This window comes from Palleniella muris (assembly GCF_004792655.1).
GTDB lineage: Bacteria > Bacteroidota > Bacteroidia > Bacteroidales > Bacteroidaceae > Prevotella > Prevotella muris_A.
The window spans coordinates 48,217-70,738 of the sequence record NZ_SRZC01000006.1 but is presented as its reverse complement, the minus strand read 5'-3'; the positions used below and the strand labels follow the sequence as shown (position 1 = coordinate 70,738).

The following is a 22,522-nucleotide window of genomic DNA, read 5'->3' as shown; positions in this document are numbered from 1 at the left end:
TTGCCGTCGAAGCGCAGCGGTGCGGAGTTTTGGAACCGTGCATCATTGCCATCGCCATAGTAGAGCGTGTCAATCAGAATTCGGTGTCCGCCCCGTGTTGCTGCGGGGCGACTCCGAAAAAACGGCTCAGGATGTTTTTGAACGGCGTCCGATTGGTGTTCAAATGGTCTTTCCCTTCCGTCCCGTTCTCATTGCCGTTGTCTTCAAGAGCCTTGCGGAGCATATCCTTGCGTTCCTCCGCCATGGCTTTCTGCCGGTCGTAGTCCTTCGGCTTCTCGATGCTGAAGGTCTCGTACAGCCAGTCATCATCCATCGGCAGCCCCATGTTTTTCAGCCCTTGCACTATTTCCAGCCGTTGTGCCGGGTCCATTTTCTCTTTTTCGATATAGACGAACTCTCCGCCGTCAACGTTGAAGCCGAGGTCCGCAAAGATTGGTCTCATGTCATAGTTGAGCACATCAAGGATAAAGTTGCGGTCGTCCGCCTTCATGTCGTCCTCCTCTTCCTTGTGCACTGTCCCCAGAGCCTGTGTTCCTGTATCTCTGGCATCTGTCGTAAGGGTATTGCCAAGCACGCGTATGGAAATCTTGCTGTCCCAGTAGTCGGCGAAAGTCTTGTAGAGGTCTGACGAGCCTGTCTTGTTCCCCGATTCAATGAGCGTGAGGTCGGAGTCCTTCGGGTGGATGTACACCGCATTCGTGCCCTGGCTTCTTGCGTCGGCAAGGAGCCTGCGTCGTGCCATTTCGTCCCCGGCATCGTATGTGTACTCTCGTATCGGCATGCCGAAGATGTTGCAGAACTGCGCCCAGTCCGCCATGTTCCCGCGTTTGTAAAGGACAGCCGGCATCAGTTCCGCGAATATTCCCAGCCCTCTTTCCGAGCCTACGAACATCATGTCCGGGAACTCCCCGGCAGGGATGCCGTCCTGGTCGTTCTGGAACTTGAGGATTCTCTTGCGCACCGGGTCATAATGCTTCCGGTCTATGAGGTCATACTGTATGCTTCCGTCGTCGTCAAGGTAGAACTGCACGAGCGTGAATCCCCAGAACTCAGACATGATGAGGTCTTTGCACAGTCTCTTGAACCATGGCGAGCGGAGCTGTGAGTTCACTGTCTCGTCAGGCACGCCGTCGCGCACGAACTGTATCGGCAGCCGTGTGACACCCCTGAGACGTTTGTCGAGCACCCCTGAGAGATGAAGGTCAAGCATTGCCGACTCATACATGTCGTAGAGCCTTGTGCGGCATGAGTAGTCTATGCTTTTCGCCTGTGTGACGGCGTTCATGTACGCGTTCATGTCGAAGAGGAAAATCTCCGGCATCTGCAGGACGATGTCGGGCATACGCTCACCCTGCTGCGTGCGCATCCCTCCCTGCTTTATGTGCCTCTCTTCCGAGAGCTTCTTGCTTTTCTTTTTCATTGTCTGTATATGCTTGTTAGTCAAAGACTTTTGGATGACGAAATAAAAGGTGTCACTTTATGCTGCAAAGCGTAACGCTTTATATGGTGAAAGATAACGCTTCGCATGGTGAAAGGGCACCGTTTGTTTTGCGGAATGACAGCGTGCTGTCCTGCTCATCTGAAAGCCGGCCTCAAGGTGTCTGCGAGAATCTGCCATGGCGAGTTGTCCGCTTTGGCATCGTCCTCCAGCATCGGCGCCCCGTCAATTGTGATGTCGCCCTTCATGATGCCCTTCAGCCACTCTATCGCGCGGTCGTAGCGGTCCTGACGTATTTTCGCCATCTTGTAAGGGTTGTGCTGGCAGAAGATGTGGTAGACGGTGATGTCGATGGCGAACATGAGTATGAGCGGGTGGCGCTCTGTGCCTGTGGCGGCGAATATCCTGTCACAGTCATAGCTCTTGTTAAGGTAAGAGCGCATCTCGGCGACGGCGCGGTCCTCGCAGATTTCCACTATCTGCGGGTCGTAGGTCGGCGCATCCTTGCGCAGCAGCGCGTCAAGTATCTCGCGGTGTATTGTCGCGTCGTAGTCGGTTGTTTCGATGAAATTGTCCATGTTACATCCTGTATTTGTTGTTTTCGTTAAGTTCGCGGTAAGTGATGAACTCTGTCGGCAGCATCTCCGCAGTCTTTTGGCTGATGATGGTCATTCCTCCCTCTATGCAGTCAGGTCCGTCGGCATTGTATGGAAGGTGCATCTCGAACATCCTGAATTGGCTGATGAGTTCCTGCATGTGCGGGTTGTCCCTTTCCTCCTCGTTGAACACCCAAGCTCCGTTCCGGTCAATAGGTTCAAGGTTCGCCTCGATACGTGTCGCCTTGTCCGTCTTCCTGCGCTCGTCGCCACGGATATGGAGCTCCCTGCCTCTTTTCCTTATCTCCTCACGGAGCAGCGGCTTGAACACCTGCTCGAAGAACGGGTCCTGCAGCTTGTTGTTCTCCATGTAGCAGTACACGTTTGTCCTGCCTCCGACATAGTCCACGAGGTCGAAGTACCAGGATATGAACACTGCGTTCAGCTCACGGGCAAGGAAGCCCTTGATTATGTAGTACACCCCTTTCAGCCTGCCGATGAGGAAGACCGCCTTTGTGGAGCTCGCCTTCTTGCGTGAGTCGGAATATGCCGGGTCGCCATATACCACGAGGAATGGGAACTTCCCCAATGGCGGGACTTTGCCGAACGGCAGGTTCTTGAAGACAGTCCCTTCCGACACCGGGTTGTTGAAGTACTCCGCCTGCGCACTGCGCGCCGAGATGTTTGACAGCACGGTGTCAATCTGCTCCTCCGTGTTCTTCTGCGGCCATGTCGACTTGCCGTCCTTTCCGCGTATGTTGACGATGTCCCAGTGCCTTGCGTGTTCTCCGGCACGTTTTATGCAGCAGTCCTTTGCTATGATGTTGCCGCACCACAGGACGAGTGTCGGCTCGGAGATGGAGCGTGTCGGATAAAGCGCGCCCTCGAACCATTCCCATTTCTTTTTCAGCGTCTCAGGGTTGCGGCAGTCCTCGTCGGTGTCGTAGTCGTCCATATATATTATGTCCGGGCGCACCTCCTCGTTACGGGCGCCGCGCGGGGCTGAGCCGGCACCGAGGGCTACGAACTTCGCTCCGCATTGGGTGGTGAAGTCCTTCTCCGTCCATGCGCCCAATGTCACCTGGCTGCCGTAGAACTGCTTCAGGCGCGGGTTGTTCTCGAAATTCAGCTTGTATGGTGCGAGCAGTCTTATCGCTGCAGTCTCTGTTGCGGAGGCGAGTGCGACGAAGCGCTTTTTCCTTGTCAGTGTAAGGTACATGATGATGAACATCGCAACGGTGGACTTTGCAAGCTCACGGCTCCATGAAAGGACCTCATACCACTCGCTGTTCCTTGTTATGCGGTTGATGGCGCGGATGTGGAACGGCGCGAAGCCATATTTTGCGTATTTCGGGAAAAAGTACCTTATCCATTCCACAGGGTCCTTCTCCAGCTCCGCCCGCTTCTTCTCTATTTCCCTTGCCGACAGCCCGTCATCGACGGGGATGTCCGCGGCGAGCGCCTTGTGGTGTTCCGCCCAGCGTTGCAGGGCTTTTTTCTCTTCCTGTGTCATCTCATCTGCTCTTTAAGGAATGTGTCGAGGAGGTCGTTGAACCTCTTTGCCATGTCAAGGTCAAGCGGGCGCAGCCAGTTCGTGAAGCGTATCGCCACGTTGACGATGTCGGCGATGCCCGCATCATTCTCAATCTTCTTTATTGCTGACGCGAGCTTTGCGAGCGTGTCCGCCTCTGCGACTGTGGCGAACCTCTTTCCCTCCTCACGCCCGTTGATGTTGTTGTTAATCTCCACTATCTGGCGGTTCAGCCCGGCAAGTATCTGTGCCGGTGTGATTGTGCGGGATGCCTTCAGTTCCTCCCAACCACCGTCCTTCACCCACCTTGCCACCGTCTGCCGCGTCGTCCCCACCTTCCCGGCAATCTCCTCCTGCGTGAAGCTGCCGTTGAGGTACAGGGACTTGGCGATGTCCTTTCTGTCGATGTTTGTCTTTGTCATGTGCTTTTTCTAAAAATCAGTGCAAAGTTCCTAATATTCAGCGATAAAACAAAACCATGTTTTTCTGTTTGACCCGGTGAGATACAACATGTCCACGGTGAAGCACATGACGGAAACAGCGTTTTGCAGTGTCGTTTTTTTTAGTGAACTTTGCAGCCAAAACATAGCATGACATGACCAGACAGTTCTTTAACATAATCCCGGAAGAGGACCGCGCCACCATCCTTCTGTATGGAGACATCGGTGAAGGCGACAAGGTGGAGAGCGGGCGCATCGTGAGCGAGCTGCTTTCCCTGCAGTCGCGGTACAGGCGCATCGATGTGCGCATCAACAGCCGTGGAGGTGATGTGTTCAGCGGCATGGCGATATACAACACCCTCCGCCGGTCGAAGAGTGAGATTGCAATATACGTTGACGGACTCGCGGCAAGCATCGCCGCCATCATTGCCCTTTGCGGAAAGCCCCTCCACATGAGCCCATACGCGAAACTTATGCTTCACAGTGTGAGCGGCGGCACCTGGGGCAATGCCTCCGTCCTCCGCCAGACTGCCGACCAGATGGAACGTCTGCAGAAGGACCTTGCGGAGATGATTGCGGGGCGCTGCGGCATGGAGCCTGCTGATGTCCTTGAGAAATACTTTGACGGTGCAGACCACTGGCTCACCGCCGGCGAGGCTCTGGATATGGGGCTTGCCGACAGTGTCTACGACATGCAGGACGATGAAGGCAGACCGGAGACAGACGAGGAGATTTATCATTATTTCAATAACAGGCTCTGCTTTGAGCCCAAAAACGACAATGAAATGGCATTAATAGACGACATCAGGGCAATCCCGTCCTTTTCAGACAAGGCGGATGCCGGCGCCATCGTGGCGCACATCAAATCGTTGGAGAGCAAGGCGACAGGCGCTGAAGCCCTCCGGCAAGCTAACGAGGCATACAAGGCTCAGATTGCGGAGCTTCAGGAGAAGGATGCGGACAATTTCCTCAACCGGGCGGTTGCCGACGGCAAGATCGGCAAGGAGCAGCTCCCCTTGATGAAGAAGCTCATGGCAAGCGACCGCACCGCCGCGGAAGAGTTCATAAACAGCATGCAGGCACGCAAGGAGACACGCCGTGCCGCAGACTTCATAGACCGTGGCAGCGGCAGCGGCTTCGAAGGCAAGTCCTGGGACGAGCTTGACCGTGCCGGGATGCTTGCCTCGCTCAAATCCGAGAACCCAGCGCTCTTCGCGGTCAAGTACAAGGACAAGTTCGGCATTGAATACAAGAACTAACAAAACACATAAAGAAAATGGCATTAAACAAAGAAATCTGGCTCAGCGACATCCAGGAGAACTTTTATCCTGACGACTCATTCGCTGTCAAGAGTGTTGATGACTCCGCGTTCGTCAACTACCACACCGTGCACATCCCTAACGCCGGTGCGCCTTCGAAGGTGCAGATAAACCGCTCAAAGGTGCCTGCGGATGTGACGAAGTGCACGGACAACGACCTCACCTACGACCTTGACGAGCTGACGACAGACCCGATATACATTCCGCATATCGAGACTGTGGAGCTCAGCTACGACAAGCGCAACAGTGTGCTTGCCAACGACCGTGAGGCGTTAAGGAGCAATGCGCAGCAGAACCTTCTCTACAAATGGTTCACCGGCGGCAACATCGTGAAGACCTCCGGCGAGGCGCGTGACGCGCACACAAGCGGGACAGCAAGCGGCAAGCGCAAGAAGGTGACGAAGGATGACATCCTTGAACTGATGATTCTCTTCAACAAGGACAATGTCGCCAAGGACGGCCGCTACCTCCTGCTTGACAGTGTGATGTATTCTGACCTTATAGCCGACCTTTCAGAGAAAGAGCTTTGGGCGTTCCAGAACTCCGCCGACACGGAGAAAGGCATCCTCGGACAGCTGTTCAGCTTCCATATCATGGAGCGCAGCCAGGTTCTCCGCATGGCAGCCGACGGCAACACCCTCCTTGAATGGGAGAAGGACGCTGTCGTAGGAGAGTGTGCCGCAGGCCTTGCATGGCAGGAGCAGTGCGTGAGCCGCGCGCAGGGCGAGGTCAAGATGTTCGACTCCATGGACAACCCTCAGTATTATGGCGACATCTATTCCTTCCTGATGCGTTCAGGCGGCAAGTACCGCCGTTATGACAAGAAGGGTGTGGCTGCACTGGTAGAGGCAGCGGGTTAACGCAAAAAAAGAATCATCATGCAACTTCCAAGAGTAAAGATACAATTCCTTAACGGCCAGTTGGGCACCGTCGGTGAGAGTCCCGACGGGCTTATGGCCCTTGTGTGCGGCGCGGAGGCTGTCGGGGACACCATGGCACTCAACGAGCCGTACACCATAAGCGGCATGGATGACCTCACCGCCCTTGGCGTGACAGCAGGGAACAACGCTGCGCTGCACAAGCATGTGAGGGAGTTCTACGACGAGGCAGGCAACGGCACAAGGCTTGTCCTGTATCCGGTTTCCACCGGTGAGACGATGGCTGCCCTCTGCGACTACACCGAAAGCGGCAAGGGTTTCATACGTGACCTTATAACAAGGCAGAACGGTGCACTTCGCGGCATCGGCATCGCCAATGTCGGTGACGGTGCCGCCGGTTCCGAAGGCCTTGCCGCCGATGTGTACGCCGCCCTCCCCAAAGCGCAGCAGCTTGCGGAATGGAGCACCACAGAGCTTTATGCCCCGCTCTTCATGGTTATTGAGGGGCGCAGCTACAGTTCGCCGAAGAGCCTGAAGGATTTGACACAGGAGGACTATAACCGCGTATGCGTGCTGATCGGTGACACGCTGCAGGACGGCAAGGGTGCATGCGTCGGCACATTGCTGGGGCGTACAGCCTCCGTGCCTGTGCACCGCAACATCGGTCGCGTAAAGGACGGCAGCCTCTTCCCTTTGGAGATGTTCATCGGCGGCAGGAAAGTGGATGAGAGCGGCAGCGCCGTGGCGGAGATATACTCAAAAGGGTATATCACACCACGCAAATATGTCGGCAGGAGCGGATATTTCTTCACAGACGACTGCATGGCATGTGACATTACGGACGATTATGCGCACCTTGCCATGCGGCGCGTGATAGACAAGGCGTACAGGGTCGTGTATGACACAGCATTGGATTTCCTGCTCGACGAGATAGAGCTTAACGACGACGGCACGATGTCGCTGGGCGTCGTGAAGAGCTGGCAGCAGGCGTTCGAGAATGCCCTTAACAGGCTGATGACCGCAAACGGCGAGCTGAGTGCGGACGCAAGCGGTGAAGGCTGCAAGTGCCACATCGACGAGAAGCAGGACATTGCCGCCACGTCACGCATCAAAGTGCAGGTCAAGGTGCGCCCGCACGGCTATGCGCGCTATATAGATGTCGACCTTGGATTCCTGGTGACGTCGGCATCATAAAAAGACAGCAATATGTTCAATACAAGAGAATACGAATGGGCGGACGTCAGCGTCGTTCTGGCGGGCCGTCCCATAACAGGGCTTCGCGGCGTGAAATACAGCGCGAAGCAGGAGAAGGAGCTGCTGCATGCAAAGGGCAACAAGCCGCACAGCATACAGCGCGGCAACAAGAGCTACGAGGGCGAGATTACGCTCCTGCAGTCCGAGTATGAGGCTTTGCGGCAGGCTTGCGGCGGAGACATCCTTGACGCGAGCTTCGACATGGTCGTCTCCTACGGCAACCCGACAAAGGGCGACGTGATAACGACGGACATGATTGTCGGCTGCGAATTCACTGAGGACAACACCGAGTGGAAGCAGGGCGACAAGTTCCAGGAAAAAACGCTGCCGTTCCTCTTCACCAACAGGAAGACAGCCTGAACACTGTACGAACGGCATTCAGACAACAATCAAAAAGCAATTGAAAATGGTTTACACGAAAGAACAGGTCTCCGCATGGAAGAAGAAGCACGGGGACATCTTTGAGATAGAAGTGGGCGGCAAGAGCTGCATAGTGCGCAAGCCGACACGCAAGGACTTGAGCTACCTCAGTGTGATAAAGGACCCTATAAAGATGAGCGAGACGATGCTCCGCCAGTTGTGGGTTGACGGTGACACGGCGATACAGGAGGATGATGAGTACTTCCTCCCTGTAATCCCAAAGCTGGAGGAGGTCATGAAAATAAAGGAGGCACAGATAAAAAAACTTTAGCGGATGCGGAGGTTCCGGGGGCGGAGGACGGGGACGTGCTGTTCCTGAACACCATGCTGAGGTATTACATGCACATGGACCCCGACACACTGAGTGACGAAGAGTGGGCACATACTATCCGGTATCTCATAGACATCCGACGAATGGAGGCGAAGGCTGCAAATGGACAACATTCTTAAATTTCTCATAAAACTGCAGGCGGACGGCGGCAACGTGCTCAACGTGGCGCGGCGCACCTCCGATCAGCTGGACACTGTCTCGCGCAAGGCGGCTTCTGTCGGGGTCCGCCTGCGCAATGCCTTCTCAATATCCAATTTCGGGAACTCCCTGATGTCCGTGCCGGGCATGCAGTTCCTGACCAACCCATACACTCTTGCAGGTACAGGGATAAGCGCCGTCGCAAGTCTCGGAGCACAGGCGGAACAGACCTCTGTGGCGTTCACGACGCTTGTCGGCAGCGAGGAGAAGGCGGCGGGCATCCTTGCGCAGATAAATGATTTCGCGGCAAAGACGCCATACTCCAACCTTGACCTTGTGGACAATACCAAGACCATGCTGAACTTCGGTGTGGAGGCGGACAAGGTCAACGGCTACCTGAGACAGCTGGGAGACATCGCAGCCGGTGACAGGAACAAACTCGGCAGCCTGTCACTTGTCTTCGGGCAGGTGGCAAGTGCGGGAAAGATGAGCGGGCAGGATCTCCTTCAGTTCATCAATGCAGGCTTCAACCCTCTCAAGGAACTGGAGAAGATGACCGGCAAGACATACAGTGAGCTTCAGGACATGATGGGCAAGGGACAGATAGGTCTTGACGCCGTGGCGGCAGCCATCCGGCACGCCACGGATGAAGGCGGGGCATTTGCGGGAATGAGCGACAGGCTGAGCCAGACCGTCAGCGGCAAGTTCTCGACCCTCGCCGGCAACGTGCAGCAGGCTGCCGTGGATATGTTCGGGGAGATAAAGCCGGTAATAAGCGGGCTGCTTGACCTGTTCATCATGATAGTGCCGCCGGTAGCGTCAGCCATGCAGGGTATTTTCAAGGTGGCCGGCAAAGTGGCCGGCTTTCTCATTGACTGGAAGGAGGAACTTGGGCTTCTCGCCGCTGTCGTTGCAGTGGATACCGTCGCATTCAATCTCAACACTGTTGCAATATTCGGACTCACAGGAGCAGTCAAGGCGGTCACGGCTGTTACAAAAATATGGGAAGGTGTGCAATGGCTTGTGAACATAGCCATGAACGCCAATCCTATCGGTTTGGTGATTACACTGATTACCGGTCTTGTCGCTGCCGTCGTATACTGCTGGAACAAGTTTGCCGGCTTCCGCGCCTTCCTTCTCACCATGTGGGACACGGTGAAAGGCTTCGGCGACATCATTAAGCTATACCTCATTGACCGTATCAAGGCTTTCATGAGCGGCATCGGGAAACTTGGCTCCGCGTTATCAAAGCTCTTCTCAGGAGATTTCAAGGGGGCATGGCAGAGCGCCGCAAGCGGAGTGAGGGACCTTACTGGTGTCACAAGCGCGGAAAAGGCATTCGCATCCACGAAAGCTCTGGCTTCCGGCGTGAAGGCTGAGTACGACAAGAACTACGCCATACAGAGCAAGGTTAAAAAGCACAGTGTGGCAAAGAATGCGGCAATCTCTACACCTGGGACAAAGGGCAGCGCATCAAACGGGACAGTGTTCAACGCCGCATCCTCCGGCAATGGCAAGGCTGGAAGAGGCAGTCACGGCAAGACCGCAGAGGCTCTTGCCATGGGCGGTACAAGGAACACGAGCATAACCATGCACATCTCCAAGTTCTTCGACAGCATAAATGTCACCATGAATGACAGGATGGACACGGCGGAACTTGAACATGTGATACTGAAAAGCATAAACAGGTCACTGGCAATAGCGACAAGCACAGAACAATGAAGACAACGAGATTCCTTTTGGAGAACGCGGCACTGCGCGCCATGGGGCTTACAAAGATACCGCCTTACTCTCTTTTCCGCGAGAACGACTTCCATGGCGTGAACACCGGCTACATCAGGGGCAAGACCATCCCTGACCCTTCGGGCTTCGATGTGGAGGCGTTGAGCGACGAGGAACTGGAGGACGTCATACGCACCAATGCTGCAGGCATGCCTATGGTGATGCCCCTGCGCTTTTGTCTGGAGAAGTCAGGCGCCAAGGAGTGGCTGTTCCCCGTCGAGCCGATGGTGAGCGTCAACGGGCAGAACATCCTGATACGGCGCCATGTCAGCAAAGGCAGCGTGAAGGGCAGCATCAAGGAAAGGTGGACGCAGGACGACTATACGGTGAGGATAGAGGGTGTGCTCATGTCCGACAACGGGAAATACCCGGCAGCCGACGTGGCGACGCTCAAAGGCTTCTGTGAGGCTGGACATGTGAAGGCCCTTTGCCCGCTGCTGGAGATATTCGGCGTCAGCCGGCTTGCCATAGAAAGCTGGGACTTTCCTTTCACCGCCGGCACAGCGAACCAGAACTATACTATCACGGCATACAGTGACGACATATACAAGTTGTTGCTGAGCCGTGACGACCTTGACACCTGAGACTATGTACACAATGATATATGACATAAGGATAGGCAGCTATAGGCTGGGGATGCTTGACAATGTTGAGGTACACAAAAGCGTGGAGCTTCTTGCCGACACGGCTGTGGTAACGCTTCCTGCAGCACAGTACAACAATGCGCTTGAGGTGGAGAACAAGCTGCATCGAGGCGACAAGGTCTGCATATCGTTCGGATATGAGGAGACTGGACTTGTCCGTGAGTTCAGCGGATGGCTGCAACGTATATCGACAGATGGTGGCAGCATAAAGCTCTACTGTGAGGACGACCTGTTCCTCTTCAGGAAAGAGATTCCTGACGAGGTCCTGAAAAAGACCAGCCTTACGGCTCTGCTTGAAAAGGTAGTTGGCGGTTGCGGGCTTGGCTTACAGATAGCCTGCTCCTACAGCTGGACTTATGGAAAGTTTGTCATACACGATGCGACCGGATACGATGTCCTGAAAAAGATACAGGAGGAATGCGGTGCGGACATATATATATGTGACGGCACGCTGCATGTGCATCCGCCCGGCGAGACCATCGGCAATGAGCGGCTCTACGACCTTGCCATAAATGTTGAGAAGGAAGACCTCACATACCGCCGCGCTGCGGAAAAGAAGGTCAAGGTCGTGGTGAAAGCCCTCCTTCCGGATGGGACTGTCAAGGAGGTGGAAGCCGGGAGCACCGGAGGCGAAAGGGTTGAGGTCAGATGCCCAACAAGTGACGAGGCGGGCATGAAGGCACGCGGAGAACTTGAAGTAAAACGCAGGACTTTTGACGGTTATGAGGGCAGCATCACAGGCTGGCTCATACCGGTGTGCCGTCCTGCTGACATGGTAACGCTGCATGACAAGGACTATCCGTACAAGGACGGCACGTATTTCGTGACAAGTGTGACGACAACCTTCGGCAAGGACGGAGGAAAAAGGAAAATTGATTTGGGGTTCAGAATATCTTGACAACTATGGACGATTACAGAATACTGCGTGATTATCTGACAAAAATTAGTGGAGGACGCACCATAACAATATGCCAAGGCATCGTGAAGAATGTGGAAGGCTGTCTGTGTGAAGTGGAGATTGGAAACATCGTTATCCCCGATGTCCGTTTGAGAGCTTCTGAAACTGACGATGCCGGGCAGCTGCTCATAACACCGAAAAGAGGAAGTGCCGTCACTGTCGGCAGCCTGAGCGGCGACCTCGCGCAGCTTGTGGTGCTGCAAGTCGACCATGCGGAGACTGTCGTCGTCAACGGCGGCAAACTCGGCGGACTGGTGAACATAGCGCAGCTGACACAGAAAATCAATGAACTTGTGAAGACGTTCAACTCGCATACCCACGATGTCACGGTGAGTCACCCGGGCGGAAAGTTCACGACGATAAAGCCCGGGACGGAAGCGGATGAGTTCAACAAGGACGATTATGAAGACCTGAAGGTCACACACTGAAACATGGCATGAACGGAATACAACTGACATGGGACGAGAAAGGGCAGACGCTGGAGCCTGTCGTAAGGAACGGCTCATTGGTGACGGGCGACATCCTCGCGCAGAACCAGGCCTTGCTGCTCTGCCTGCACAACGGGGAGCTGAAGGAGCGCCCCGCCGTGGGAGTGGGAATAAGCGGCATGCTGCTTGACCATGACCCGATATTCTGGCGCACACGCATCAAGGAGCAGCTGGAGATGGACGGACAGACGGTGGAGAGCGTAAGAATAACGCTGGCAGGCATAGATATAAAAGCTACATACTAACCATATAAAAAACAAAGAAGATGCGGAAGAATACAAAAGAGTGGCTGCAGTACGGCTCGGCGCTCGGCATGCTTGCAAGCGGTGTGCTGCTGGCGTTCCTGTGCTTTTTCCTGAACAACTATAATGTCAACGACACTGTCCTGTGGTACGTGGCGCAGTGCCTTGTGTATGCCGGCTCTGTATTCGGCGTGACGGTGTACATCTCGACAAAGTTCGGGGATGTAAGGAATGTCATCAATGACAAAATGAAGGAGGACAAGGATGAGAAGGATTGAACGGATATTCGTGCACTGCACGGCAGGAAGCCAAAAGGCGACAGTGAAAGAGGTGCTGGCGGAGTTCCGGCGCAAAGGGTGGCAGAATCCGGGCTATCATTATCTGATAACCGCAGACGGCTCATGCCACAGGCTGCTTGGTGAGGAACACGCAAGCAATGGTGTGAAAGGCTACAACTCAACAAGCATAAACATTGCCTACACCGGAGGCGTTGACGAAAGGCTGCGCAGCACGGACAACCGTACAGACGCACAGAAGGCCGGACTCCTGCAGCTGCTGAAGGAACTGCGGGGACGCTACCCAAAGGCGGTGATAATGGGGCACAGGGACATATCCCCGGACAAGAACAAGAACGGCATCATAGACCCATGGGAACGCATTAAGGAGTGTCCATGCTTCGACGCCAAGGACGAATACAAAAACATTTGAGCATGAAAGCGTTTGTCATTATTCTGTTTGCGCTGAGCCTTTCGGGCTGCGCGACAAAGGAAAAAGCGGAAACCGGCAGCAGGGAACTGCTGCACACAAGCTATATCCAGAATGCAGGAATGGAAAGTGTGACGGTCATGCAGGATTCAACGAGACAGTCCTGCGTGGCAGAGACTGAGAGCGGGATGGACAGCATCGTGCAGAGATTATGTGAGCGCATTGTCACGGATTCATGCGGACGTATAGTCATGCGTGAGAAGGTTCTGTCGCAGGAAAGGTACAAAGGGACAGGCAGGAAGAAAGCCTCATGTTCCGGCACACACTCGGCACAGTCGTCCGCCATTGCGAACATACAGACAGCGGCATGCCGTGATACACAGTCCAAGTCAGATGCCCGACACCATGTCAAAAGCAGTTCCGGACACTCCATGCGCGGACTGCTCCTGTATGCTGCATTGTCGGCAATAGTTGTTATTGTCATTATTTTAAGGAAAAAAGTGAAATGAGATACACGGTAAAGGACGGACAGACAATGGCGGATGTCGCGATAGAGTGCTTCGGCGCATGGGAGGCCATGACGGAGATTGCGCGGCTCAACAATGCAAGCATGACGGCAGAGCTGAAAGCCGGCATAGTCCTGTCCTTGCCTGATGCGGTATGGAACCGCACGATGGAAGGCTGGTGCAGGGACAATGAGGTGAGCCCGGCGACAGCACGCAATGAGGGCGGAGTGCGCATGAAAGTGTTCACGGAAGAATTCACAGAGGAATTTTCATAATCATATTATGGCACGTAGTACAGCAGAGATAAAGAAGACGATGACGGACGCTTTCATGGCGGACCCGGCTATCCGCGAGAAATACGGACTGGGGGAGGGCGACACATGGCACGGGCGCTTCTCGAGCGTCAGCCTGGAGAACATCCTGTTCTTCATAGTCGCGGCAGGATGCCATGTGCTTGAGGTCATTTTCGACAGGCACAAGGCGGATGTAGAGGAGAAGGTGGCATCGGCTGTGGTGGCAAGCGTGCCGTGGTACCACAAAACAGCGCTTGCCTTCCAATATGGCGATGCGCTTGTCTTTGATGATAAGACATGCAGGTATGGATATGCGGAGGCTGACGAGTCGAAGCGTGTCGTGAGGTTTGCGGCTGTGAGGGACAGGGGCACAAGCGTGCAGATTCTTGTCAGCGGGGAGAAAGACAACCGTCCTGTCGCCCTTTCAAATGATGTTCTGACAGTGTTCAAACAATATATGGACAGGGTCAAGATAGCCGGTGTCATCCTGAACATCAACAGCCATGAGAGCGACCGTGTGACAATCAACGCGGTGATAACGGCAGATCCGTTGATACTTGACAGTTCCGGAACACTGCTGAAGGGCGGAGGGAAGCCTGTGGAACGGGCAATAGAGGAATATCTGAAGAACATTGTCTATGGAGGCACATTCAACAAGACACGCCTTGTGGATGCCATACAGGCGGTGGAGGGCGTGGAGGATGTTGAGCTGGGAATATGCCGCTACAGGACGGACGCATCGGCCGCCTGGACGGAGATAAAGGGGAACAATTATGCAGGTCTGAGCGGAAGCTACATTCCGGAGGGACTTCCAAACACACTGAGCTATGTGGTATAAGATTGATTTTGCGAGATTCGCGGTATACATGCTGCCTCCTGTGCTGAGGAGCGTCTTCCTTGTGGCTTTGCTGAAAGTCATGGTAATGCCTTTGCGGTACATATATGACAAGTTCTACAGCCTGAAAGAGAAAACGGATGACAGACTGGACATAACAGGCAATGTGCAGTACCTTGAAAAAGCCCTGAACGATGCATTCTGCCTGACCGGGCGGCAGATATACATCGTGACGCCTGACGAGGTCACAAAAAGGAGGGCGTTCTATTTCAGGAAGGAAGCGCAGCCTCCGGCATGCCTGTTCACGCATGAAGAAGGGAACGGCCTCGTGTTCGGGCTGAAAAACGAGTATTTCCAGACACTGAACTTCATCGTGAGAGTGCCGACCTTCCTCTGCACATCGACAGAATCCAGGGAGGAGGATAAGTTCGGGTGGGAGCACTACCTTGCAATACGCAATATCCTTGACGCATACAAACCGGCCGGACGCACGTTCGGCATAGAACTATATGACTATGAATAAAATCAAATTCAGCGAGGGCGGACAGCCTGTGTACCTTGATGACCTGCAGCTCTTGCAGGATAATGACACATCCGCCATGGCGGCGTTGGTGAAGATGCTCGGAAACGGGGAAAACGTGTTTCTGTTTCAAAAGGGAGGTTGGGATGTCATTGAACAAGATGAGTCCGGTGTGACTGTACTTATAAAGGCAGGGACGGTTATTGCCAATGGGGAGTTCTTGTCATGGGAAGACACCAATCTGCAAGTCCCTTACAATATGATGGAGGAACCTGTATATCTTTGCATAAATACAGTGGAGGCGGACAGGCGGCAGTTTGACGATGGTCAGGAACGTCCGTGCCGTATCGCCAGGAAAGTGCATATAAGCCAGGATAACACCGGTGCTGCAGAATATTACAATTATCTTGAGCTACCGGTACTCTCTGACCTTGTCAAACAAATGGTGGGGATAAAAGAACCTGAGTCATGGCAACAGATAACAGCTCATTTTTTCAATGGATATTCCGGCACAATCAAATATAAGGAGCTCGGTGACTGCTACCGTGTCCGCGTAGACATCAGAAGCAACAGTAAGGCTACTATAGATGGCAGCATCCTATTGTTCGCCACAGACAAGACATTCCTGCAATATTTCCGCTCGTCATGCGAGGCATACGTGCGCACAGGAAATGGTGTGATTGGTGGACAGCTGCTTGGTTTTGAGGGAAATGTGCGGCTTGACATCCAGCTGCCGTTTGATGACGCGTCCTGCCCGGCTGATGTGCCTGTGAGAATAGTTTTTGAACTACCAAAATAAATCTGTTATGGAATCAATATACAACCTGCAGAAGCGTGCCGGCACGCTGAGAAGACAGACCGATACAGACAGCATCACACCGGAGGATGTGGGAGGGCTGCAGTACGACACACTCGCATATATCGCCACCATGGAGCAGAATGCCGGCAGTCTCGGAATACGCAAGGTATACAGGAGTTGTGCGGAAATGGAGCCGGACACCACACCAGTGGGGACAAACGGTAAGGAACTGCGGTTTGGACAGCTTGTATGTATATATGACAACAACAATCCCACTGCACCGGACAGCGGAGACATCTATGCATTCCAGAACCCCGGATGGCTTCTTATCGGCAACATCAGCAACATATCTACATTGCAGAACAATATAGACAGCCTGCGTACATGGATAGAGGACAACAGAAAGGACATTGATGGACTTGGTAAAGGCATTGTGGGCTTGGGGGCTGACCGCAACCTCCCTTACCGCTTCCTGCCGGGATGGGACACAGAGACACCGGGGAATTTCAGCGACTGGGAGCTTGTCTCTGCAGCTCTCGACAAGCTCAACGGAGGAGCGGATGACGCGAACAGGTCGGGATGGTACCGCGGCCTGCTCAACGGGGCGCCGTTTGATGTGCGTGTGTTCGAGCGTGGCTACGCCAACAATGACTGGACGCAGGTCATCTCCGGTCCGGTAAGCGTTGCCGGGGGCAGTCTCGCTTCCGGTGCAGAGTTCGCCATACTCAGGCGCAATTGCAGTAAAGGGGTATGGGAACCATGGGAGGATGTCATCGCAGTCCTGAAAGCGGAACTCAAAGGTATCAGCGACGATGCCCTCATGAAATCCCAAGGAGGCACAATCCTCAAACCGCTCAACATAACCTCCCTTGGATGCCAAGGCGGAATCATCATTGATGAGAAAAAAGATATTCATGTCATCAACGAACCTACCGAAGACGACCACGCTGTGCCCAAAAGATATGTCGACAAAGTGGCAGGGAAGGCCGCCAACGCCCTGCAGGGAGCCACAGCGCGCTTCGCAGGCATAAAAGAACCGCCAGAGGACTGTGAATACGAGACCGAAACCGCTGACCTGTCACCGGAAAGAATATTCTATGTGCCAAGCCACCGCTGCTTCCGAGGCTTGTACGGCTCTATTGTCTTCACATCATGGACAACGGAAGAGCTGTACAACCACCGGACAGAGAAAAACCTACCGCTGCCCTACAAAGACAAAATCTACATACAGGGCAGGCATCTCTACCTCTGGAATGAGGAGGAACAGACACTGACTCCCATCACCAACGACTGTGGCGGAGAACTCGCTGACGGCTCCGTGACAACACGCAAGCTCGCTGACGGCGCGGTCACATTGACAAAAATCGCACCATGCGCATTCGCGACAGCATCCGAAGTCCTGGAGGTCATCAACAAATGACATATCCCACCCCTCGAACAATACGAGAAAAACTTATTTATTAACCAAATTTCATTTTTATGGCAAACAACAAACTTGTGACCCTTGACGGCATTTCAGCCCTGTGGTCAAAAATCAAGGCGGGGTTCGCATCCAAGACTGAGTTCGACGCTCTTGTCAAGGAAGTCGCGAAACTTGATGTGTCAATCTACAAAATCGTTGAGACATTACCGGCAACAGGTGACCCGAAATGCCTCTACCTCGTGCCGAAGGCGGAGAGTGAGAAAGGTAATGTCTACGACGAGTACGTCTACATCGAATCAACAAAAAAGTATGAGAAAATCGGTCCGGACGGAATAAAAATCGCTGTTGACGACGCACTCTCCGAAACATCCGAGAACCCGGTTAAGAACAAGGTCATCACCAAAGAGGTCAACGACCTTAAGGAAACGGCTGAAGACTATAACGCAGCAAAGGAAAGCTTCCTCCGCCTGTACAATGGAGGGACACTGGAGACAAGCACCGATGATGTCACACTTGGACAGTGCATCATAGGGGAAGGCGATGAGATGTATGACGAAGCCGTACGCATACCTTCCGCAACGACCGAAAAGGCAGGCGTCATGTCCGCTGAAGACAAGGAAACCCTCGAAAGCCATATCGACGCCATCAAGCAGCTGCAGGACAAGGTGTTCCCACTCTCCATCTCTGTCTCAGGCGGTTCCGTCTACAAGAAAGGCACCACACAGACCGTGACAGTGCGCTGGACGGTCAAGGAGGGCGACAAGGTCATCACGCCGGAAACCGTAAAGGTCAACGGAACGGAAGTCACCAACACAACCACGAGCAAGGCTTTCTCCGGCGTCACAGCCAACACCACCTACACCGTAGAGGTGACAAACAAGGGCGTGAAGAAGTCCGGCTCCACATCCGCAACCTTCGTAAATCCGAAGTACTTCTCCGTCGTCCCGGCAGACTTCGTCGCCAACGCTGCAAACATCACAGGGCTTGCTGGAAAGACAGAGGCAGTGCAGAACTCGAAGGCATACACCACTGCCGCATTCACACAGACTGCACAGAAGAACATGTATGCCTATCCGAAAGCATTCGGGGCACTGACATCCATCACGGACGGAAAGAACGAGTTCATCAACTCATACACACGCTCTGAGGTCACACTCAACGGCGAGGCTTACTATGTCTACCTCCTCAACGACGCGTCATCAGTAACAAACTACTCACTCCAATTCAAGTAAACGACCATGGCAGTACAGTATATCGACAACCTTTCCTACCAGGGGAAAAAAGGCAATTTCGAACGTGACCAGTTCGCAACAAAGGCGGCAATGAAAGCCTACCCGGAGGCATCCATTGACGAGGGACACCTAGCCTTCTGTCTCGAGGACAACAAGCGATACGAGTTCCGGGCATCAAACTCCGTTGACACCATAACAGGCAGATGGAGGGAATTCAAGCCTGGCATGACATCCGTCCCGCTCGCGACAGACACAACGACCGGTGGTATAAAGGCTGAGGACAAGACACTTGCCGAACTCCCAAATGAAAACAAATGGGAAAAAGCCTACATCGGATCCGATGGCAAACTCTATGTACAAGTCCCAATTCTCTCGCCTCTTGAAGGACTCGAGATAGACCCCAACGGAGATTTGAACCTCAAACAGGCGGCAGCAGGAGAACTCGGTGGTATCAAGACAGGCTACACAGCAAACAACAAGAACTACCCGGTGGCTCTTGACGAAAACGGCAAAGCCTATGTCAACGTACCATGGGCAAACACCACCTACAACAAGGCAACGAGCGCTGCTGACGGTCTCATGTCCGCTGTAGACAAGGTAAAACTTGACGGTCTGAGCATTGCCTCTGTTGCAGAGGTTGAGGCTCTGCTCGCCTAAGGCAATGTTAACATCCGGCTTCCCCGCGTTTGTCATCCGTGGGGAAGCCATAAAATCTGTAAAAGAGCATGACATTAGGCACACATAACTCACTGACATCATACCCTTTGGTGTGGTATCTCAGACCTTTCGGCGCACTGATAAACATCGTGTGCAGGTGCCAGAGGAAAGGGTATACCATAGAACAACAGTACAATGATGGCATAAGATGGTTTAATCTCCAAGTAACGAAAAGAGGCGGCAAATGGTGTGGCTCGCATGGAATAGCACTCTATGATGTCACTCTTGACAATGTACTTGCATTTCTTGACAACGCTGCACGGAAAGATAAGGAAACCGTCTTCGTGCAGCTTGTCAATGACAGGAACTTTCGTCATTCCGCCTCCCCATTAGAATTCGACATTCTCGTGAGCAGGGTGCGCCTGCTCTATGGCAACCTGAAGCTGCAAGTGGTGTGGGACGAGGCGAACGGAGGGAAGTATGACACCCGCATCCCCATTTCCGGGAAAGAGGTATATTGGGCGACATGGTGGGTGAAGGAGAAGATGAAGGACGCAAGGTTTCCCTGGTGGCTTGGCTTCGTGAAATACCCTCCATTCCTGAGATATTGGGCAAAGAGGTACAACAAACGATATATCAAGGAATTTGGAAATTATGACTATCTGATGTTGGATTATGTACATGTCGAACCCGAAAACAATTATCCAAAATGGCAAAAATCGCAGACCTTAACAGCATATCCGCACTATGGAGAAAAATCAAGCAGACCTTCTACACAAAAAGAGAGCTGGAAGACCTGTTAGGCACGACATGTGTGCAAGAAGCAAACCCATATTTCATCTCTATACGGAACGGCGACACACAAGAAATAGATTTTGATATAGACGGAGCCACAAGCAAAAAGGCCGGAGTAATGACTGCCGACGACAAGGCAAAAGCCGACAGAATACTTTTCGGGCCCGACTTCGTCATCGGAGGAGGCAAGCCAAGCACATTTTACGGCATAAACCCTACATGGAACCAATTCGTCACAGATAACGTCGTGCCGCTTGCCTCCTCCGGGCTGGTAATCATATTCGGAACATTCTCCGGATCCGTATACGGCACCTACCAATGTATCGTCAACGGCTTCGACTACTATCTTACACTCATGGGTGCCGGGGTTGGAGAAGCATGCGGAGGCGTCGAACCCTCAATCATCACAATTAACGGAAACCGCAGCAACAGCACAGGAATCATCACATGGGATAACCCTTAATTGGAAATACTAAAAATGAAAATGGAATAACATGACAGAATAAGCCTGAAAGTTCCCAAGGGGGCGGGAATAAAAAAGCCCCCAGCCTGTTAATATAGACGCCAATCATTTATTAACTACGAACCGAATAAGCACGTGACTGGGGGCATAGACCCTCTTTCATGCTGATTCGGTTTTTCGGTTATATAAATGATTGGCGATGCAAAGGTAAGAAAATATTTTTGAATAACATCAGTAATGATAAAAAAAGTAATGAAAAATGAGAAAACAGTATCTATCTGCACCGCTTCCGTTCCAGGGACAGAAGCGCATGCTTGCAAAAGAGTTCATAAAGGTGCTTGAGGAATTCCCTGACGGCACGACATTCGTTGACCTGTTTGGAGGAAGCGGACTACTCTCGCATATAGCAAAATACCGGAAGCCGAACTCCAAGGTCGTGTACAATGACTTTGACGGCTACCGCCAACGGCTGGAGGCGCTGCCGGTGACAAACCTCATACTTGCGGAACTGCGGGAGATAACCGCAGACATTCCGCGCAACAAGCCTATACGTGGAAAGGCAAGGGATCGTGTGCTGTCCTGCATAAACAAGTACGAGCGTAAAGGATATGTCGACTACATAACACTATCCTCGTCAATAATGTTCTCAATGAAATACGCCACATGCTTTGCGGATTTGCAGAAAAGCACGCTGTACAATAATGTCAGGGCTACGGACTATCCGCAATGCAGGGACTATCTGGAAGGCCTGACTGTCACATCCTGTGACTATAAGGAACTGTTCGGACAATACAAGGATGTTCCAAACGTAGTGTTCTTTGTTGACCCGCCATATCTTAGCACGGACGCAGGCACATACAAAATGTACTGGAAACTTGCAGACTACCTCGATGTGCTGACAGTGCTGAAGGGACACCGGTTCATATACTTTACATCAAACAAGTCCTCCATACTGGAACTGTGCGACTGGATGGGAAAGAACCGTACGGTAGGCAACCCGTTTGAGAACTGCAGGAAAGTTGAGGTTAACGCACAGATGAACTATAGTTCCAGATATACGGATATGATGCTGTTCAAACGTAATTAAAACAACATTCAAAACCTGTTCAAACATGAATAAATACCACAAAATACTAAGCAAAATCCTTGCAGGAGGCAAAGAGCAACATAACAACAAAGGCAATATACGCTACCTGCTGAACGAGCAGTTGTCACTGTCACCCGCTGACCTGTTGGACATTTTCGAGAGCCACGGGATAGCACGGAAAAAGCTGAGGAACGAGTTACAGCTGTTCATGCAGGGCGAGCGGCAGACGGAAAAATACAGGGAAGCAGGAATCAGCTGGTGGGACTATTGCGGTCCAATCCTTGTGAACAGCTATCCGACTTATTTTGAGAAACTGCCAAGGCTGATTGAAAAAATCAACAAAGAGAAAAGGAACAGCAAGAACTATGTCCTCTTCTTGGGCGAGACTGGTGCGGAAAGCAACCAGGCACCGTGCCTCAGCCTCGTGCAGTTCCAGATTGATGAAGGCGAGCTGGTCCTTTCTGCTTACCAGCGAAGCAGTGATGCCAATCTGGGATTGCCGGCTGATATTTACCATCTGTACTTGATGTCACGGCAAATAGACCTGCCGTTGAAGTCTATCACTCTGAATCTCGGTAATGTCCACATTTACGAGAACAACATTGAGCAGACACAGCAGCTGCTTGATGGTGACGAGAACGTGAAGTTCGACTTGAACGTATAAATACCCGACAAGGAAAAAATGAAACGCCCCAGATAAATCTGAGGCGTTTTTGCATTGGAGGGAACACGAAAAAGAAACATTTCG

29 protein-coding genes are annotated in these 22,522 nt (G+C 52.8%); 25 read left to right on the top strand and 4 right to left on the bottom strand.

Annotation, left to right across the window (positions count from 1 at the left end; genetic code table 11):
- Positions 1-73: 73 nt before the first annotated feature.
- The 4 genes from E5358_RS04875 to E5358_RS04860 all read right to left on the bottom strand — a co-directional run bounded on the left by E5358_RS04875 (position 74) and on the right by E5358_RS04860 (position 3,987).
- Positions 74-1,420, bottom strand: a complete 1,347-nt coding sequence (locus tag E5358_RS04875; RefSeq protein WP_135939144.1) for a phage portal protein family protein — start codon at positions 1,418-1,420, stop codon at positions 74-76.
- Between the two features lie 155 nt (positions 1,421-1,575).
- Positions 1,576-2,016: a phage protein Gp36 family protein gene (locus E5358_RS04870; RefSeq protein WP_135939143.1), complete on the bottom strand. Its 441-nt coding sequence runs from the start codon at positions 2,014-2,016 to the stop codon at positions 1,576-1,578.
- 1 nt (position 2,017) lies between these two features.
- Positions 2,018-3,547 carry a hypothetical protein gene (locus E5358_RS04865; RefSeq protein ID WP_135939142.1) on the bottom strand — a complete coding sequence of 510 codons (1,530 nt, stop codon included), beginning with the start codon at positions 3,545-3,547 and terminating at the stop codon, positions 2,018-2,020.
- Positions 3,544-3,987 (bottom strand): YfeC-like transcriptional regulator, encoded by a 444-nt coding sequence (locus E5358_RS04860; protein ID WP_135939141.1) that lies wholly within the window; start codon positions 3,985-3,987, stop codon positions 3,544-3,546. The genes E5358_RS04865 and E5358_RS04860 overlap by 4 nt, the downstream gene beginning before the upstream one ends.
- Before the next feature lie 173 nt (positions 3,988-4,160).
- Between E5358_RS04860 and E5358_RS04855 the strand changes: the two genes are divergently transcribed.
- The 25 genes from E5358_RS04855 (at position 4,161) to E5358_RS04740 (ending at position 22,438) form a co-directional block, all read left to right on the top strand.
- Positions 4,161-5,264: a head maturation protease, ClpP-related gene (locus E5358_RS04855; RefSeq protein WP_135939140.1), complete on the top strand. Its 1,104-nt coding sequence runs from the start codon at positions 4,161-4,163 to the stop codon at positions 5,262-5,264.
- A gap of 17 nt (positions 5,265-5,281) precedes the next feature.
- A complete protein-coding gene (locus tag E5358_RS04850) occupies positions 5,282-6,184 on the top strand; it encodes a hypothetical protein (RefSeq protein ID WP_135939139.1) in 903 nt (300 codons plus the stop codon).
- 18 nt (positions 6,185-6,202) lie between these two features.
- The gene (locus E5358_RS04845; RefSeq protein WP_135939138.1) at positions 6,203-7,396 is read left to right on the top strand and encodes a DUF2586 domain-containing protein; all 1,194 of its coding nucleotides are present in this window, start codon (positions 6,203-6,205) and stop codon (positions 7,394-7,396) included.
- A gap of 12 nt (positions 7,397-7,408) precedes the next feature.
- Positions 7,409-7,816 (top strand): hypothetical protein, encoded by a 408-nt coding sequence (locus tag E5358_RS04840; RefSeq protein WP_135939137.1) that lies wholly within the window; start codon positions 7,409-7,411, stop codon positions 7,814-7,816.
- Positions 7,817-7,862: 46 nt separating this feature from the next.
- Positions 7,863-8,147, top strand: coding sequence for a hypothetical protein (locus tag E5358_RS04835; protein WP_135939136.1), 285 nt, complete (start codon positions 7,863-7,865; stop codon positions 8,145-8,147).
- Positions 8,148-8,200: 53 nt separating this feature from the next.
- Positions 8,201-8,326, top strand: a complete 126-nt coding sequence (locus E5358_RS15275; RefSeq protein ID WP_277821161.1) for a hypothetical protein — start codon at positions 8,201-8,203, stop codon at positions 8,324-8,326.
- Complete coding sequence (locus E5358_RS04830) at positions 8,310-10,067, top strand: tape measure protein (RefSeq protein WP_135939135.1); 1,758 nt, start codon at positions 8,310-8,312, stop codon at positions 10,065-10,067. Before E5358_RS15275 ends, E5358_RS04830 begins: the two co-directional genes overlap by 17 nt.
- Positions 10,064-10,711 carry a DUF6046 domain-containing protein gene (locus E5358_RS04825; RefSeq protein ID WP_135939134.1) on the top strand — a complete coding sequence of 216 codons (648 nt, stop codon included), beginning with the start codon at positions 10,064-10,066 and terminating at the stop codon, positions 10,709-10,711. Before E5358_RS04830 ends, E5358_RS04825 begins: the two co-directional genes overlap by 4 nt.
- A 4-nt stretch (positions 10,712-10,715) precedes the next feature.
- Complete coding sequence (locus E5358_RS04820) at positions 10,716-11,669, top strand: hypothetical protein (RefSeq protein WP_135939133.1); 954 nt, start codon at positions 10,716-10,718, stop codon at positions 11,667-11,669.
- 5 nt (positions 11,670-11,674) lie between these two features.
- Positions 11,675-12,157 (top strand): hypothetical protein, encoded by a 483-nt coding sequence (locus E5358_RS04815; protein ID WP_135939132.1) that lies wholly within the window; start codon positions 11,675-11,677, stop codon positions 12,155-12,157.
- A gap of 8 nt (positions 12,158-12,165) precedes the next feature.
- Positions 12,166-12,462, top strand: a complete 297-nt coding sequence (locus E5358_RS04810) for a hypothetical protein (protein ID WP_277821160.1) — start codon at positions 12,166-12,168, stop codon at positions 12,460-12,462.
- Positions 12,463-12,482: 20 nt separating this feature from the next.
- Positions 12,483-12,737: a hypothetical protein gene (locus E5358_RS04805; RefSeq protein WP_135939131.1), complete on the top strand. Its 255-nt coding sequence runs from the start codon at positions 12,483-12,485 to the stop codon at positions 12,735-12,737.
- Entirely contained in the window at positions 12,724-13,167 is a 444-nt protein-coding gene (locus tag E5358_RS04800; protein ID WP_135939130.1) for an N-acetylmuramoyl-L-alanine amidase, read from the top strand. Before E5358_RS04805 ends, E5358_RS04800 begins: the two co-directional genes overlap by 14 nt.
- A 2-nt stretch (positions 13,168-13,169) precedes the next feature.
- The gene (locus E5358_RS04795; RefSeq protein ID WP_135939129.1) at positions 13,170-13,673 is read left to right on the top strand and encodes a hypothetical protein; all 504 of its coding nucleotides are present in this window, start codon (positions 13,170-13,172) and stop codon (positions 13,671-13,673) included.
- Positions 13,670-13,945 carry a LysM peptidoglycan-binding domain-containing protein gene (locus tag E5358_RS04790; protein WP_135939128.1) on the top strand — a complete coding sequence of 92 codons (276 nt, stop codon included), beginning with the start codon at positions 13,670-13,672 and terminating at the stop codon, positions 13,943-13,945. Before E5358_RS04795 ends, E5358_RS04790 begins: the two co-directional genes overlap by 4 nt.
- 7 nt (positions 13,946-13,952) lie before the next feature.
- On the top strand, positions 13,953-14,801 hold the full coding sequence (locus tag E5358_RS04785; protein ID WP_135939127.1) for a hypothetical protein: 849 nt from the start codon (positions 13,953-13,955) through the stop codon (positions 14,799-14,801).
- Entirely contained in the window at positions 14,791-15,321 is a 531-nt protein-coding gene (locus E5358_RS04780) for a hypothetical protein (protein ID WP_135939126.1), read from the top strand. The genes E5358_RS04785 and E5358_RS04780 overlap by 11 nt, the downstream gene beginning before the upstream one ends.
- A complete protein-coding gene (locus tag E5358_RS04775; RefSeq protein WP_135939125.1) occupies positions 15,314-16,117 on the top strand; it encodes a hypothetical protein in 804 nt (267 codons plus the stop codon). The genes E5358_RS04780 and E5358_RS04775 overlap by 8 nt, the downstream gene beginning before the upstream one ends.
- A 7-nt stretch (positions 16,118-16,124) precedes the next feature.
- Positions 16,125-17,537 carry a hypothetical protein gene (locus E5358_RS04770; RefSeq protein WP_135939124.1) on the top strand — a complete coding sequence of 471 codons (1,413 nt, stop codon included), beginning with the start codon at positions 16,125-16,127 and terminating at the stop codon, positions 17,535-17,537.
- Between the two features lie 59 nt (positions 17,538-17,596).
- Positions 17,597-18,772, top strand: a complete 1,176-nt coding sequence (locus E5358_RS04765) for a hypothetical protein (RefSeq protein ID WP_135939123.1) — start codon at positions 17,597-17,599, stop codon at positions 18,770-18,772.
- A gap of 6 nt (positions 18,773-18,778) precedes the next feature.
- Entirely contained in the window at positions 18,779-19,429 is a 651-nt protein-coding gene (locus tag E5358_RS04760; RefSeq protein WP_135939122.1) for a hypothetical protein, read from the top strand.
- A 68-nt stretch (positions 19,430-19,497) separates the two neighbouring features.
- The gene (locus tag E5358_RS04755) at positions 19,498-20,232 is read left to right on the top strand and encodes a PI-PLC domain-containing protein (protein ID WP_135939121.1); all 735 of its coding nucleotides are present in this window, start codon (positions 19,498-19,500) and stop codon (positions 20,230-20,232) included.
- Positions 20,139-20,687, top strand: coding sequence for a hypothetical protein (locus tag E5358_RS04750; protein ID WP_135939120.1), 549 nt, complete (start codon positions 20,139-20,141; stop codon positions 20,685-20,687). The genes E5358_RS04755 and E5358_RS04750 overlap by 94 nt, the downstream gene beginning before the upstream one ends.
- Before the next feature lie 259 nt (positions 20,688-20,946).
- Positions 20,947-21,774, top strand: coding sequence for a DNA adenine methylase (locus E5358_RS04745; RefSeq protein WP_135939119.1), 828 nt, complete (start codon positions 20,947-20,949; stop codon positions 21,772-21,774).
- Positions 21,775-21,799: 25 nt separating this feature from the next.
- Entirely contained in the window at positions 21,800-22,438 is a 639-nt protein-coding gene (locus E5358_RS04740) for a thymidylate synthase (RefSeq protein ID WP_135939118.1), read from the top strand.
- Positions 22,439-22,522 lie beyond the last annotated feature (84 nt).